This window comes from Pseudomonas sp. (assembly GCF_037994325.1).
Taxonomy (GTDB): domain Bacteria; phylum Pseudomonadota; class Gammaproteobacteria; order Pseudomonadales; family Pseudomonadaceae; genus Aquipseudomonas.
This window is the reverse complement of record NZ_JBBNAH010000213.1, coordinates 1-13,465: the sequence shown is the minus strand read 5'-3', so window position 1 is coordinate 13,465 and position 13,465 is coordinate 1. Positions and strand designations below refer to the sequence as shown.

Below are 13,465 nucleotides of genomic sequence, written 5' to 3'. Positions count from 1 at the left end.
CTCCTGCACCATTCTGGATTCCCACCTTCGCGGGAATGACGAGAGCGAGGAGCCCGATCAGACCAGTTTGTGTTCCATGGCGTATTTGACGAGATCGGCCACCGAGCTGGCGTTGAGTTTCTGCATCAAGCGCGCTTTATGGGTGCTGATGGTTTTATTGCTCAGCGCTAACTGCTGGGCGATGTCGTTGACGTTGGCGCCCTGCACCAGGCGTTCGAATACGGAGAATTCGCGCTCGGACAAGCGCGTGTGCAAGGGCCGCGAATCGGTCAGGCCGACTTCGAAGACCATGCGGTCGGCCAGGTCCGGGTCAATATAGCGCCCGCCCGCTGCCACCCGGCGAATGGCGGTAAGCAGCAGCGCCGGATCACTGTCCTTAGTGGCATAACCAGCCGCACCGGCCTTAAGGGCACGCGCGGCCATCTGCGCCTCGTCGTGCATCGACAACACCAGAATCGCCGGTGCATTGCTCAGCGCGCGAATCCGTGGAATGGCTTCCAGGCCGTTGACGCCGGGCATGGAGATATCCAACAACACCACCTCGCATTCGATCTGGCGCAAGGTTTCCAATAGCTGCTCGCCATTGCTCGCTTCACCGACCACGCTCAAGTCTTTGGCCAGGCCAATCAGTTGCTTGATGCCTTCGCGAACAATAGTGTGGTCTTCAGCGACCAGTACACGAATCACGTCACTCTCCTTTTTCCGCCAATGGAATACGCACGTTCAGGGTCGTGCCTTCGCCCACGTCACTGTCCAGGCGCAAGGTACCGCCGAGCATCAGCACGCGCTCTCGCATACCCACCAGGCCAAACGAAGCGCTGCGCCCGGGCGCGGCAACAAAGCCAATACCGTCATCGGCGACGGTCAGGCACAGCTCGTCACCCTCAACCAGCAAACGCAGTTCGACAGTATGCGCCTGGGCATGCCGCATCACGTTGGTCAGCGCTTCTTGCAAGATACGAAACAGGCCGATGGCCTTGGCATCGCTTAACGCCGGCAGGTTCTCCGGCACCTGCACAATGCAGGGGATCTGCGTGCGCGATTCAAAGCGCTGGGCTTGCCACTCGATGGCCGAAGCGATGCCGGCATCGAGAATGGGTGGGCGCAGCGCGGTGGCCACATCGCGCACCAGTTGGAACAGGTTGGCGATCAGGCGCTTCATGCTGTTCAGGCGCTCCTGCAAACCAGGGTCGAGTTCGGCATAGGCCAGCTCGCACATCGAGGTTTCCAGCTTCAGTACGGTGAGTACCTGACCCAGTTCGTCGTGCACTTCGCGGGCGATGCGGGCTTTTTCTTCTTCGCGCACGCTCTCCAGATGCGCCGACAGTTCGCGCAGTTGGGCGCGGGAGTCGGCCAGTTCCAGCTCAATGCGTTTGTTGTCGGTGATGTCCCAGGCGATGCCGTCCCACACCACCGAGTTGTCATCCAGACGGCGGGCCATGGCTTTGATATCGGCCCAGCGTTGCTCGCCATCGCGGGTGAGGATGCGCCCTTGCCAGTGCCAGTCGCGGTCATTGGCAAAGGCCAGATCCTGGCTGCCGTGGTAGCTGGCTTTGTCTTCGCTATAAACCAGACTACGCAGACCGCGATCGCGCGCCTGCAACACGGCGGCTGGGTAGCCAACCATGCCTTCGCTGCCATCACTGATAAAGGCGAACTCCACATCGGCGCCGACGTGCGGCCGCTCCAGGCGAAACACCATGCCCGGTACGTTGGCGGCGATGCCCTGCAAGCGCGCCTGACTTTCCTGCAAGGCGGCCAGGGCGCGACGGCGTTCGGTGACGTCGGTGATATACACCACCAGGTACTCGGCCTGACGAAAGCGCAAAAAGCTCAGCGACACATCGGCCGGCAAGCTACTGGCATCGGCGCGTAGCAACGTGCTTTCAAAACTCAGCGGCTCACCGTCGCTGCCACGGGCGCGTTTCCACAGCGCCAGCCAACGGTCCATATGCAGGTGCGGGTCAAAGGCCGCCAACGGCAGATCCACCACGGCCCCTGGTGCGTAACCGAGCAGTTGTTCGGCGGCGCGGTTGGCGTAACGCACATGGCTGTCCCAGTTGACCCAGAGAATGCCGACTGTGCTCTGATCGATGGAAAATTGCGTCAGCCGAAGTGCTTCTTCAGCGGCTTCACGCAGCTCCAGGGCATGCCGGGCGCTGAGTAAATCACGCTCCAATCGGCGTACCTGGCGGCGCAACCAGAGCAAACAGGCCACCGCCGCCAGCACCAACACGGCAAACAGGCTGGTGAGGTTTTGCCAAAAGCCCGGCGATTCGCTCAGGCGTGGGTATTTGATCTGCACCCAACGGTTGTGCAGTTGGTCGAGTTGCTTGGGCGTCAGGCCTGCCAATGCCTTGTCAACGATTGCCGATAACTCCGGCCAGTCACGCCGCGACGCCACCCGCAGCAATTGCGGAAAACCGATATCGCCCACCACCGCCAGCTCGGCAAACTCAGCCTCACCCGATAAGCGACTGAGTTGGGCCTCATCAATCACCACGTATTTCACCTGCTGGGCCAGCAGGTTTTGCAGGGCCTGGCGCTCGCTATCGACGCCTTGCAGGTTGAGGTTGGAATAGGACGTGCGCAGGTAGTCGGCCACCGCACTGGGCACACGCACCGCCACCGGGTCGTTGCTGCCTAGCTGTTCGAAATCCACCGCTGCACCACCAACGCGGGCGCCCACCGCCAATTGCGGCACGCGCATATAGGGGTCGGTAAACAGCCAATGGCGTAAGCCACCCGGGGTTTGCATCTGCCCGGGAGCGAGGTCGAACATGCGGTTTTGCGCGGCAGCTTCGAGGGCGGCCTGGTCGGGGTAGGTTTGCCAGATCAGCTCAACCTGCATGGCCGCGGCCAAGGTTTTCATCAGGTCGATATGGGCGCCGGACAGCTTTTGTAGGCGGCGGTCCATTTGCGCATAGGGGGCTTGCAACACCACACCAACGCGCAACTGCTTATGCGCAGCCAGCCAGGTACTTTGCTCGGCACTCAGCCCAAGGGACGCTGGCAACGTCTCACAAAAGGCCCCAGATGGCAGCAGCGCGATAACGAGCAACACGGTGCCCAGCCAGTGACGAATCATCCCGCAGCAAACCTCGGCGATGGGGTGGAAAGCGCCATACCTTACTCCACGCCTGACAAATAGCCGACAGCCGATTAGGCTGCACCCATCGCCATCGCCAAGGATTCGCCCGATGCTCCTGTCGCTCCGCTCACGTCTGGCGCTGTTGCCGCTACTGTTATGCGGCTACTTGCAGGCCGCCGATGAGCCCGCCCCGGCCAAAGAAGGCGATGCACCGGCAGCAGTGGAGCGCGCGCCATTGCCGGAGCGCAGCGTGGATGACGCCAGCGCCCTGGCCAAACGCGTGCCAGCCAAGGAACAGCAACAGCTCAGCGCCGGTGACGAAGCCTTTCTGGCTCTATGGAAGCTGGCCAATGTCGGCGAACCCAGCGGCGTGGTGATTTTGGTACCCGGCGATGGCGAAACGGCAGACTGGCCAAAGGTGATGGCGCCCTTGCGGGAAAAACTGCCGGATGCTGGCTGGCACACATTGAGCTTGAGCCTGCCCGATCCGCAAGGCGATGAACCGCCGCTACGGCCCATGGAAGACGCTGCCGCGCCAGCAACTGACGGTGAAAAGAAAGCCGACGCTCCGACCGAAACCTCCGACCCGGCGCCGGCCACCACGCCAGAAAACGCCGCCGTCCCCGCCGATAACACCCCGCCGCCCAGCGGCATCAGCGAAGAACAACGCACCACCCACGCCAGCCGCGTCAGTGCGCGCATCGAAGCGGCCATCGCCTTTGCCCAGGAAAAGAAAGCCAAGGCCATCGTGCTGCTGGGCCATGGCAGTGGCGGCTATTGGGCGGCGCGTTATCTGGCGGATAACAAACCCAAATCAGTGAGCAATTTGATCCTGGTGGCGGCCGAGAAGCCGGTGGGGTTTAGCCCGGTATTGGAAGAGCTGGTGCCAGAGTTAAAGCTGGCCACCGGCGACTTCTATTACAACGACTCTGCCCTTGAGCGCGATGCGGCCAAAGCCCGCGCTCAAGCAGGCAAGCGGCAGAAGCACCCGGCTTATATTCAGGTGGCCATGGGCGCATTGCCTGGTGATCGGGCGACCGAGCAGGAGCAGTTATATCGGCGGGTGAAGGGGTGGTTAACCCAGCATCTGCAATCGGGGGCGGCTAGACCGGATCGCCCGGCACCTGCATCGGCACCAGAGCCGGACAACCCGCCCGAGCCGATACAGCCGACCTCGCCGGGAATTTAACGCCGGCCCCGTCGTCCCCGCGTAGGCGGGGACCCAGAATGTCATGTCGATCGGCAATCTCGCCCCCTGCCAAATTCCGGACTCTTAGTCGTCGGACCGCCGCCTTCGCGGGAATGACGGTAGGGTGGTGAGATAGTGGGAGGCTTATCTAAACCCGCGCTGCTCGCGCACCACAGCATAAGCGCTGTGCAGCTCGCGGGTTTTTTCTGTGGCTTCGCGCACTTTCGCCGGGCTGGCACCTGCACCGACCAGTTTGTCTGGATGGTGACGGCTAAGCAGCCGGCGGTAGGCGTTTTTGATGGTTTGCACATCACTGCCGTGGGGCACGTTTAGTACCCGCAAGGCTTGCTCATAGTTCACCGAGCTTTGCAGGTTGGTGCTTTTACTGCGCGGTTCAAACTCCGCGCCCAGCGCCACGACCGCATCGCGGCTCAAACCCAACCACTTGCCCCACAGCACAATCAGCTCACGCTCCGTACTGGTTGCGCGGCCATCGGCCCAGGCCATGCGCCAGCATGAACGCAGTACTTCTTCGCAGACCACCTGCTGGCCACGCTGGCGGCGCAGCGGCAGGCGCAAGCCGTCTTGTGCGTTTTTGCCCCGGGTAAAGGCCTCGATGGCGCGACGCTGTTCGCCATCGGCCAATTGCAGGCGCTGCATTTCGGCCCTGGCCTGCTGGATATGCACCTCCAGCACTTGGCCATCGCTTTTGGCCAAACGCCCAAGCAGGACAAACAACAAATCCTGATCAGAAACGCCGCTCGGCTTTGCGCCTTTAAGGCGAGCGCGCAGGTCCGCCCAGCTCTCCAGCGCCATGCGCCGGTCGACCACCTGCCCCAGCAAAATGCCGAGCAAAGCCCCCGGAATACTGGCCAGCGCTAAACCGGCGGTGGCACCGACAACGGTCGCTGGCCAGAGCATCAGTGAGCCACCGCGAGCAGCTGTTCAACTTCGCCAAGGCGTTCGTGGGTGCCCACATCCACCCAATGCCCGCTGAAATGTTCACCGCTCACCTGCCCCGCCAGCATCGCCTCACGCAGCAGGGGCGCCAGCTTGAAAGCGCCAGGTTGGCAGCCGGCAAACAAGGCGGGGGCCAACACGGCGATACCGCTATAGGTCAGCGTTGCCGCGCCGGGCTGGGCATCGCTGAGCTGGCCATCGCGCAGAGTAAAATCGCCGGTCGGGTGGTGGGCTGGGTTGTCGATCATCACCAGATGGGCCAATCCGTTAAGTGTGCGAGGCACGACGTTGAAATCGTAGCTGGTCCACACATCACCGTTAACCACCAGAAACGGTTCGCTGCCCAACAGCGGCAGCGCGCGGAAAATTCCGCCGCCGGTTTCCAGCGGCTCGCCTTCAGGGGAATAAACGATATGCAGACCAAACTGCGCGCCGTCGCCCAGGTAGTCTTCGATCTGCTGGCCGAGCCAGGCGTGGTTAATCACCACCTCTTTAAAGCCTGCCGCCGCAAGGGCGCGCAGGTGGTATTCAATCAGCGGCACGCCCGCCACCGGAATAAGCGGCTTGGGCGTATGCAGGGTCAGCGGGCGCATACGCTCGCCTTTGCCGGCGGCCAGAATCATCGCTTTCATACCGTGGCCGCCCCCTGACGCAGGCTGGCAAACAGTTCGCCCAATTCGGCCAGCTCAGGCCGACGTGCCAACACCGCTTCTATATAGGCAAAGAAGCGCGGCACATCGCCGAGGTATTTCGGCTTGCCATCGCGATGGCAGATACGGGCGAAAATACCGATGACCTTGAGGTGACGTTGCAGCCCCATCAGGTCGCTGGCGCGCAAGAAGTCTTCAAGCTCGCTCTGCACGGGAATGCCCAACGCAGCGGCCTGCCGCCAATATTGAGCTAGCCAGCCGCGCACACGTTCCTCTGGCCAGCTGAGAAAAGCGTCCTTGAACAAGCTGGTGACGTCGTAAGTAACCGGGCCATACACCGCATCCTGAAAATCCAGCACGCCGGGGTTCGGCTCGCTGAGCATCAGATTGCGCGGCATGTAGTCGCGATGCACCAACACCTTTGGCTGGGCCAAGGCGCTGTCGATAAGCACGTTGCAGATTCGCTGCCACGCTGCTTGCTGCGCATCGTTGAATTCCAGGCCTAACTCATGGCGCACATACCAGTCGGGGAACAACTGCAACTCGCGGGTCAGCAAAGCGTGGTCATAACTCGGCAGCGATGTGTCATGGGGCAGTTGCTGAAAAGCCAGCAAGGCGTGCAGCGCATCAGCGAACAAGGCGTCTGCATTTTCTTCATTAATAACGTCGAGATAGGTTTGCCGGCCGAGGTCGGGCAGCAATAAAAAGCCGCGTTCGAGGTCTTGGGCCAAAATTTCTGGAACATTTATTTTGGCGCGGGCGAGAAAACCGGCGACTTTTACGAACGGCCGACAGTCTTCCTGGGGCGGCGGCGCGTCCATGACAATGAATGTGCGGCCCTCGCCCTGCCAACGAAAATAGCGCCGAAAACTGGCGTCGCTACTAGCGGCAGTAAGGGTTGCGGGGGGAACAGCTCCCCAGCCACGCTGGCTAAAAAGGGCCGGAAGTTGCTCATCGAGCCACACGGACAGCTGTTGCAGGCGTACATCTTCATCAAGCATTACAAGGGTCTCCGACGGCCCTAGCCGTTGTGCGGGTCATGCTTTATTATCCAGCATCTTTTTCAGCCCATCGAGAGGCGTGCGGTCCTAGCGGGCCGATGGCGCGCAGGAAGCCCGGACTACAAGATGGCAGTAAAATACCCCGCGTTTCGTAAAAAATTCCCTCTGCTGGTTACCGGCAGCCTATTGGCCTTGCAACCTGTTGCTACCCAATATGTGGTCGCCGCTGAGCAGTATGACTGCGCAGTGTCGCCTACGGGTGGTTGGGCGTGTGCTCCGAAAACGGACAACGCCGTGTTGCCTCCACGCCCGGTGCACAGCGCCAGCGCGGTTAGCTCTGTGGCCGGCACCTCGGCCGAGAAGACCAGCACGGTCGCCTCGGGCGAAGCCGTTGGCAATGAGGCCAAACCCGTCTTGGTCACCGAGAGCAAAGGCAAAGCCCTTAAATCTCGCAGTGCTGACTACAGTCACCTCGACTGGGTACCGCGCGAAAAACTCACTGCAGAGCAACTGGCCGAAACTGGCCCGTACTGCTCCGGTGCGTACGTTGAGCCGGTCCGCCCAGGCATGAACGACAAAACCGCGAAGAAAGATGCGCCGACTTACGTTTCCGCCAAAGCCTCGCGCTATGAGCAGGAACAACAGGTCGCCACCTTGGCCGGTGATGTAGTCATGCGCCAAGGCAGCATGCAGGTTGAAGCCGACGAGGCCAGCCTGATGCAAGCCGAGAACCGCGGCGAGCTCAATGGCAATGTGCGTCTGCGTGACAACGGCGCATTGGTTGTTGGCGACCACGCGGCCCTGCAGTTGGATAACGGCGAAGCGCAAATCGACAACGCCGAGTACGTACTGCACAAGGCCAGCGTTCGCGGTAGCGCGCTGTATGCCAAGCGCCAGGAAGACTCGATCATCCGCCTCAAGGATGGTACCTACACCCGTTGCGAACCGGGCAGCAACGCCTGGAACCTCAAGGGCAACAACATCACGTTGAACCCGGCGACCGGTTTCGGTACCGCCACCAACGTGACCCTGCGGGTTAAAGACATTCCGGTGTTTTACACCCCGTACATCTACTTCCCAATCGACGACCGTCGCCAGTCCGGCTTCCTGCCGCCTAGCATCAGTTCGTCGAGCGATACCGGCGTCATGCTGGTTACGCCGTACTACTTCAACCTGGCGCCGAACTACGACGCCACCTTGTATCCACGCATCATGACCGAGCGCGGCGTGATGATGGAAGGCGAGTTCCGTTACCTCACCGAAAGCAGCGAAGGCCAGGTCGGCGCCGCTTATCTGGATGACGGTGACGACGAGCGCAAGGACGAGCCCAAGTACAAAGACCAGCGTTACCTCTACAGCTGGCAGAACAAATCCGGTGTCGACTCGCGCCTGCTGGGCGAGGTTGATTACACCAACATCAGCGACCCTTACTACTTCCAGGACCTGGAAACCGACCTCGACGTTGGCAACCAGACCTTTGTGAATCAGCAAGGCGCCCTGACCTACCGTGGCGACAGCTTCGACGCCAAGCTCAATGTGCATGCCTACGAACTGGCCACCGTAACGGACGTAACGCCGTACGATCGCCTGCCGCAGGTAACCTTTGATGGGGTTCTGCCGTTCCAGCCGGGCGGCCTGAACTTCACTTACAACACTGAGTTTGTGCGCTTCGAACGTAACCTGGACGAGTACACCTACGAAGGTCAGGACAGCCCTGACAAGTACCTAAAAGGCCTGACCCGTGCCAACGGTGATCGTGTACACCTGGAGCCAGGCGTGAGCTTGCCGCTGAACTGGGACTGGGGCTACGTCAAACCAACGCTCAAGTACCTGTACACCGACTACAGCCTGGACCTAGACAGCCAAGGCAAAAGCGATCTGGCCGCCGCTGGCGACAAGTTCAGCAGCAACGAAAACCGTGGCCTGCCGCTGTATAGCGTTGACGCCGGTCTGTACTTCGACCGCAACACCACGCTGTTCGGTAACAACTACCGCCAGACCCTGGAACCCCGTGCGTACTACCTGAACGTGCCGTATCGCGATCAGTCGGACATTCCGATTTTCGACACCAGCGAAACGCCATTCAGCTATGCCTCGCTGTTCCGTGAAAACCGCTTCACCAGCAGCGACCGTATTGGCGACGCTAACCAACTGTCGCTCGGCACCAGCAGCAGCTTTATCGAGCCTAACGGCTTCAAGCGCGCCAACGTTGCCATCGGCCAGACCTTCTACTTCGAAGATCGCCGCGTGCAACTGCCAGGTATCGAGGGCAAAGAAACCGCCTCTACTTCGCCTTACGCATTGGCTGGCGAATACCGTTTCAACCACGACTGGCGCGTGAGCTCGGCCCTGAACTGGGATCCGGACATCGGCGAAACCCGCTCGGGTAATGTCATGGCCCATTACCAGCCCGAAGCCAACCCAGGCAAGATCGTCAACGCCGGCTACCGCTATCGCAATGACGTGAAACGCTTCAACCCGCGTACCGGCGAGTTTGAGCTGGCAGGCGACGAGTACAAAATTGATCAGTCCGACGTGTCGGTTATCTGGCCAGTGGTTCCGCAGTGGAGTGCTATCGCTCGCTGGCAGTTCGACTACAACCAGAGCCGTACGCTGGAAGCCTTCGGTGGTTTCGAATACGACAACTGCTGCTGGAAGCTGCGCGTGATCAACCGTTACTGGGTCGACTACGACGAATTCGATCTGGAGCGTCAGGCCAAAGGCGACCGCGGGATCTTCCTGCAAATCGTACTTAAAGGTCTGGGTGGCGTGATCGGCAACAAAGTTGAGAGTTTCCTCGACCAAGGCATTCAAGGTTATCGTGAACGTGAAGACCAAGCTTACTGATTGTCTGCGCCCGCTGTTGCTGGGCGCAGTGCTTCTGGGTACCGCGGCACAGGCCGAAGTGCAGTCCATTGACCGCGTCGTGGCGATCGTCGACAACGACGTAATCATGCAAAGCCAATTGGACGGCCGTCTGCGCGAGGTTCAACAAACCATCGCCAAGCGTGGCGCAGCACTGCCACCTGAGCACGTGCTGAGCCAACAGGTACTGGAACGTCTGATCATCGAAAACCTGCAACTGCAGATTGGCGATCGCTCGGGCATCCGCATTACCGACGAAGAGCTGAACCAGGCCATCGGCACCATCGCTCAGCGCAACAACATGAGCGTTGAGCAGTTCCGCGCCGCTCTGGCGCAGGACGGCCTGTCGTTCGATGACGCCCGCGACCAAGTGCGCCGCGAGATGATCATCAGCCGTGTGCGTCAACGTCGTGTGGCCGAACGCATTCAGGTTACCGATCAGGAAGTGCAGAACTTCCTGGCCTCGGACCTGGGCAAGATGCAGCTCTCCGAAGAGTTCCACCTGGCCAACATCCTGATTCCGGTTCCGGAAAGCTCCTCACCGGAAACCATTCAGGCTGCCGACAAGCAAGCCACCTCGATCTACCAGCAACTGAAACAAGGCGCTGACTTCGCCCAACTGGCGATCTCCAGCTCCGGCAGTGAAACGGCGCTGGAAGGCGGCGACATGGGCTGGCGTAAAGCGGCGCAGTTGCCAGCTCCGTTCGACGGCATGGTGGGCGCGCTATCGGTTGGCGAAGTAACTGAGCCGATGCGCACCCCAGGCGGTTTTATCATTATCAAACTGCTGGAAAAACGCGGCGGCGGCAGCCAGGTGAAGGACGAAGTTCACGTTCGTCATATCCTGATCAAGCCCAGCGAAATCCGCAGCGAAGCCGAAACCCAACGCTTGGTCGAGCGTTTGTATGACCGCGTAATGGCCGGTGAAGATTTTGCTGAGTTGGCAAAAAGCTTCTCCGAAGACCCAGGTTCAGCGCTCAATGGCGGCGACCTCAACTGGATCGACCCAAGCACCTTGGTGCCGGAGTTCCAGAAAGTCATGGCCAGCACCGCCAACGGTCAGTTGTCCAAACCCTTCAAGAGCCCTTATGGCTGGCACATCCTGCAAGTTATTGACCGTCGCGCCACGGACAGCAGTGATGAGTTCCGCAAGCAGCAGGCCCTCAACGCCCTGCGCAACCGTAAGTACGACGAAGAGCTGCAAGCCTGGTTGCGCCAGATCCGCGACGAGGCGTACGTAGAAGTCAAACTGTGACCCTACCGCGCTTTGCTCTGACACCCGGCGAGCCGGCGGGTATAGGCCCTGACCTATGCCTGCTGCTCGCTCAGCACGCCCAGCCCTACCCCCTTATCGCCATCGCCAGCTGCGACCTGCTCAATGAGCGGGCCGCCCAGCTGGGTGTGGCCGTACGCGCCGTTGCCGTGTCCGCGCAAGCGTGGCCGGATGTGCCAGCGCCGGCTGGCACCTTGTACGTATGGGATACGCCGCTGCACAGCGCCGTCGTTGCCGGCCAGTTGAATGTGGCCAACGGCGCCTATGTACTGGAAACCCTGACCCGCGCCGGGCAAGGCTGCCTCAATGGCGACTTCGCCGGAATGATCACCGCACCGGTGCACAAGGGCGTGATCAATGACGCTGGCATCGCGTTTTCCGGGCATACCGAGTTTCTCGCCGACCTCACCCACACCCAACAAGTGGTGATGATGTTGGCCACCCGTGGCCTGCGTGTTGCCCTGGTGACCACGCATTTGCCGCTCAAAGATGTGGCCGCGGCCATCACCGCCGAGCGCCTGGAGCGGGTCACACGGATTTTGCACAACGATCTGGTTGAGAAGTTCGGCATTGCCGCTCCGCGCATTCTGGTCTGCGGCCTTAACCCCCATGCTGGCGAAGGCGGTCACCTGGGGCGCGAAGAAATCGAGATCATCGAGCCAACGCTTGAGCGCTTGCGCAGCGAAGGCTTGAACCTGATCGGCCCATTGCCGGCCGATACCCTGTTTACCCCAAAACACCTGGAACATTGCGACGCGGTACTGGCGATGTACCACGATCAGGGCCTGCCGGTGCTGAAGTACAAAGGCTTTGGTGCGGCGGTCAACGTCACCCTTGGCCTGCCGATCATCCGCACCTCGGTCGACCATGGCACCGCCCTGGACCTGGCCGGCTCCGGCAATATCGATACCGGCAGCCTGCAGGTAGCCCTCGAAACGGCCTACCAAATGGCTGAAAGCCGTTAGCCAGACCTTTCTTTTGCAGCGACCTGCGCCTTAACTGGCCAGACAGATCGCCCGCCCCAATAGCAGCAGAGCCACTATGACTGAGCACTACCAACACCGCGCCCGCAAGCGCTTCGGCCAGAACTTCCTGCATGACGCCGGGGTTATTCACCGTATTCTGCGCGCCATCCACGCCAAGCCCGGCGAGCGCCTGCTGGAAATCGGCCCAGGCCAGGGCGCACTGACCGAAGGTTTGCTGTCCAGTGGTGGCAGCTTGGATGTGGTTGAACTCGACCTGGACCTGATCCCGATCCTCAAGGGCAAGTTCGACAGCAACCCCAACTTCACCCTGCACCAGGGCGACGCGCTGAAGTTCGACTTCACTAGCCTCAACCCTGAGCCCAACAGCCTGCGGGTGGTCGGTAACCTCCCGTACAACATCTCCACGCCGCTGATTTTTCACCTGCTGGAAAATGCCAGCCTGATTCGCGACATGCACTTTATGCTGCAAAAGGAAGTGGTCGAGCGCCTGGCAGCAACGCCAGGGGGCGGCGATTGGGGCCGGCTGTCGATCATGGTGCAGTACCACTGCTATGTGGAGCACTTGTTTAACGTCGGCTCCGGCGCGTTTAATCCGGCGCCAAAAGTGGATTCAGCTATCGTCCGCCTGGTGCCCCACGCCACCCTGCCCCACCCGGCCAAAGATCATCGCCTGCTGGAGCGCGTCGTGCGCGAAGCGTTTAACCAGCGGCGCAAAACCCTGCGCAACACCCTCAAAGCTTTGCTCAGCAATGATCAAATCGAGGCCGCACAGGTTGACGGCAGCCTGCGCCCAGAACAGCTCGACCTGGCAGCCTTTGTGCGTCTGGCCGACAAACTCCACGAGCAGACAACTGCGGCGCCAGCACACTAAACTCGACACCTTGCTGTTCGCTTAATTGAGCCCATCGCATGTCTGATCCCCGTTACCAGATCGACGTCAGCGTCGTGACCCGCTTTCTTCCGGAACAATCGCAGCCGGAGCAGAACCGTTTTGCCTTCGCCTACACCGTCACCGTTACCAATAACGGCGAGGTAGCGGCCAAGCTGCTGTCGCGCCACTGGGTAATCACCGACGGTGATGGCCGCGTGCAAGAAGTACGCGGCCCAGGTGTGATCGGTCAACAGCCGACCATTGCCGCTGGCGCCAGCCACACTTACAGCAGCGGCACGCTAATGGCCACGCGCGTGGGCAACATGCAGGGCAGCTATCAAATGCTGGCCGATGACGGCAAACGCTTCGACGCCATCATCGCGCCCTTCCGCCTTGCCGTTCCCGGGGCTCTGCACTGATGGCGGTGTATGCCGTCGGCGACCTGCAGGGCTGCCTTGATCCACTGAAATGCTTGCTTGAGCGGGTCGCCTTTGACCCGAGCAACGACCAGTTATGGCTGGTGGGCGACCTGGTCAACCGTGGCCCACAGTCGCTGGAAACCCTGCGCTACCTATATGC

General features: G+C 60.8%; 12 protein-coding genes. 7 read left to right on the top strand and 5 right to left on the bottom strand.

Features of this window, described 5'->3' with window-relative positions; genetic code table 11:
• Positions 1-57 precede the first annotated feature (57 nt).
• Both AAAB16_RS07310 and AAAB16_RS07305 read right to left on the bottom strand, forming a co-directional pair.
• The gene (locus AAAB16_RS07310) at positions 58-687 is read right to left on the bottom strand and encodes a response regulator transcription factor (protein WP_340662752.1); all 630 of its coding nucleotides are present in this window, start codon (positions 685-687) and stop codon (positions 58-60) included.
• Position 688: 1 nt separating this feature from the next.
• Positions 689-3,088 (bottom strand): transporter substrate-binding domain-containing protein, encoded by a 2,400-nt coding sequence (locus AAAB16_RS07305; protein ID WP_340662751.1) that lies wholly within the window; start codon positions 3,086-3,088, stop codon positions 689-691.
• Positions 3,089-3,200: 112 nt separating this feature from the next.
• On the opposite strand from AAAB16_RS07305, the gene AAAB16_RS07300 reads away from it, so the two are divergent.
• On the top strand, positions 3,201-4,280 hold the full coding sequence (locus AAAB16_RS07300; protein WP_340662750.1) for an alpha/beta hydrolase family protein: 1,080 nt from the start codon (positions 3,201-3,203) through the stop codon (positions 4,278-4,280).
• Positions 4,281-4,424: 144 nt separating this feature from the next.
• Here the strand turns inward: AAAB16_RS07300 and AAAB16_RS07295 are convergent, their stop codons facing one another.
• From AAAB16_RS07295 to AAAB16_RS07285, 3 genes are read right to left on the bottom strand one after another with little or no spacing between them, the layout of a single operon-like run.
• The gene (locus tag AAAB16_RS07295; RefSeq protein ID WP_340662749.1) at positions 4,425-5,201 is read right to left on the bottom strand and encodes a TerB family tellurite resistance protein; all 777 of its coding nucleotides are present in this window, start codon (positions 5,199-5,201) and stop codon (positions 4,425-4,427) included.
• Positions 5,201-5,872: an N-acetylmuramate alpha-1-phosphate uridylyltransferase MurU gene (gene murU / locus AAAB16_RS07290; RefSeq protein ID WP_340662748.1), complete on the bottom strand. Its 672-nt coding sequence runs from the start codon at positions 5,870-5,872 to the stop codon at positions 5,201-5,203. The genes AAAB16_RS07295 and murU overlap by 1 nt, the downstream gene beginning before the upstream one ends.
• On the bottom strand, positions 5,869-6,891 hold the full coding sequence (locus tag AAAB16_RS07285; RefSeq protein ID WP_340662747.1) for a phosphotransferase: 1,023 nt from the start codon (positions 6,889-6,891) through the stop codon (positions 5,869-5,871). The genes murU and AAAB16_RS07285 overlap by 4 nt, the downstream gene beginning before the upstream one ends.
• Before the next feature lie 126 nt (positions 6,892-7,017).
• On the opposite strand from AAAB16_RS07285, the gene AAAB16_RS07280 reads away from it, so the two are divergent.
• From AAAB16_RS07280 to AAAB16_RS07255, 6 genes are all read left to right on the top strand, one after another.
• Positions 7,018-9,738, top strand: a complete 2,721-nt coding sequence (locus AAAB16_RS07280; RefSeq protein WP_340662746.1) for an LPS-assembly protein LptD — start codon at positions 7,018-7,020, stop codon at positions 9,736-9,738.
• Entirely contained in the window at positions 9,719-11,011 is a 1,293-nt protein-coding gene (locus AAAB16_RS07275; protein ID WP_340662745.1) for a peptidylprolyl isomerase, read from the top strand. The genes AAAB16_RS07280 and AAAB16_RS07275 overlap by 20 nt, the downstream gene beginning before the upstream one ends.
• Positions 11,008-11,994: a 4-hydroxythreonine-4-phosphate dehydrogenase PdxA gene (gene pdxA, locus AAAB16_RS07270; RefSeq protein WP_340662744.1), complete on the top strand. Its 987-nt coding sequence runs from the start codon at positions 11,008-11,010 to the stop codon at positions 11,992-11,994. The genes AAAB16_RS07275 and pdxA overlap by 4 nt, the downstream gene beginning before the upstream one ends.
• Positions 11,995-12,070: 76 nt before the next feature.
• Complete coding sequence (rsmA, locus tag AAAB16_RS07265) at positions 12,071-12,886, top strand: 16S rRNA (adenine(1518)-N(6)/adenine(1519)-N(6))-dimethyltransferase RsmA (protein ID WP_340662743.1); 816 nt, start codon at positions 12,071-12,073, stop codon at positions 12,884-12,886.
• A gap of 38 nt (positions 12,887-12,924) precedes the next feature.
• Entirely contained in the window at positions 12,925-13,305 is a 381-nt protein-coding gene (apaG, locus tag AAAB16_RS07260; protein WP_340662742.1) for a Co2+/Mg2+ efflux protein ApaG, read from the top strand.
• The coding region (locus AAAB16_RS07255; protein WP_340662753.1) for a metallophosphoesterase at positions 13,305-13,465 on the top strand (161 nt) is incomplete at its 3' end. The genes apaG and AAAB16_RS07255, both read left to right, overlap by 1 nt.

Bases quoted from the DNA above. Each gene is read 5' to 3' on its own strand.
- AAAB16_RS07305 (WP_340662751.1), bottom strand. From the start codon at position 3,088: ATGATTCGTCACTGGCTGGGCACCGTGTTGCTCGTTATCGCGCTGCTG.
- AAAB16_RS07295 (WP_340662749.1), bottom strand. From the start codon at position 5,201: ATGCTCTGGCCAGCGACCGTTGTCGGTGCCACCGCCGGTTTAGCGCTG.
- rsmA (WP_340662743.1), top strand. From the start codon at position 12,071: ATGACTGAGCACTACCAACACCGCGCCCGCAAGCGCTTCGGCCAGAAC.
- AAAB16_RS07285 (WP_340662747.1), bottom strand. From the start codon at position 6,891: ATGCTTGATGAAGATGTACGCCTGCAACAGCTGTCCGTGTGGCTCGAT.
- murU (WP_340662748.1), bottom strand. From the start codon at position 5,872: ATGAAAGCGATGATTCTGGCCGCCGGCAAAGGCGAGCGTATGCGCCCG.
- AAAB16_RS07280 (WP_340662746.1), top strand. From the start codon at position 7,018: ATGGCAGTAAAATACCCCGCGTTTCGTAAAAAATTCCCTCTGCTGGTT.
- apaG (WP_340662742.1), top strand. From the start codon at position 12,925: ATGTCTGATCCCCGTTACCAGATCGACGTCAGCGTCGTGACCCGCTTT.
- AAAB16_RS07300 (WP_340662750.1), top strand. From the start codon at position 3,201: ATGCTCCTGTCGCTCCGCTCACGTCTGGCGCTGTTGCCGCTACTGTTA.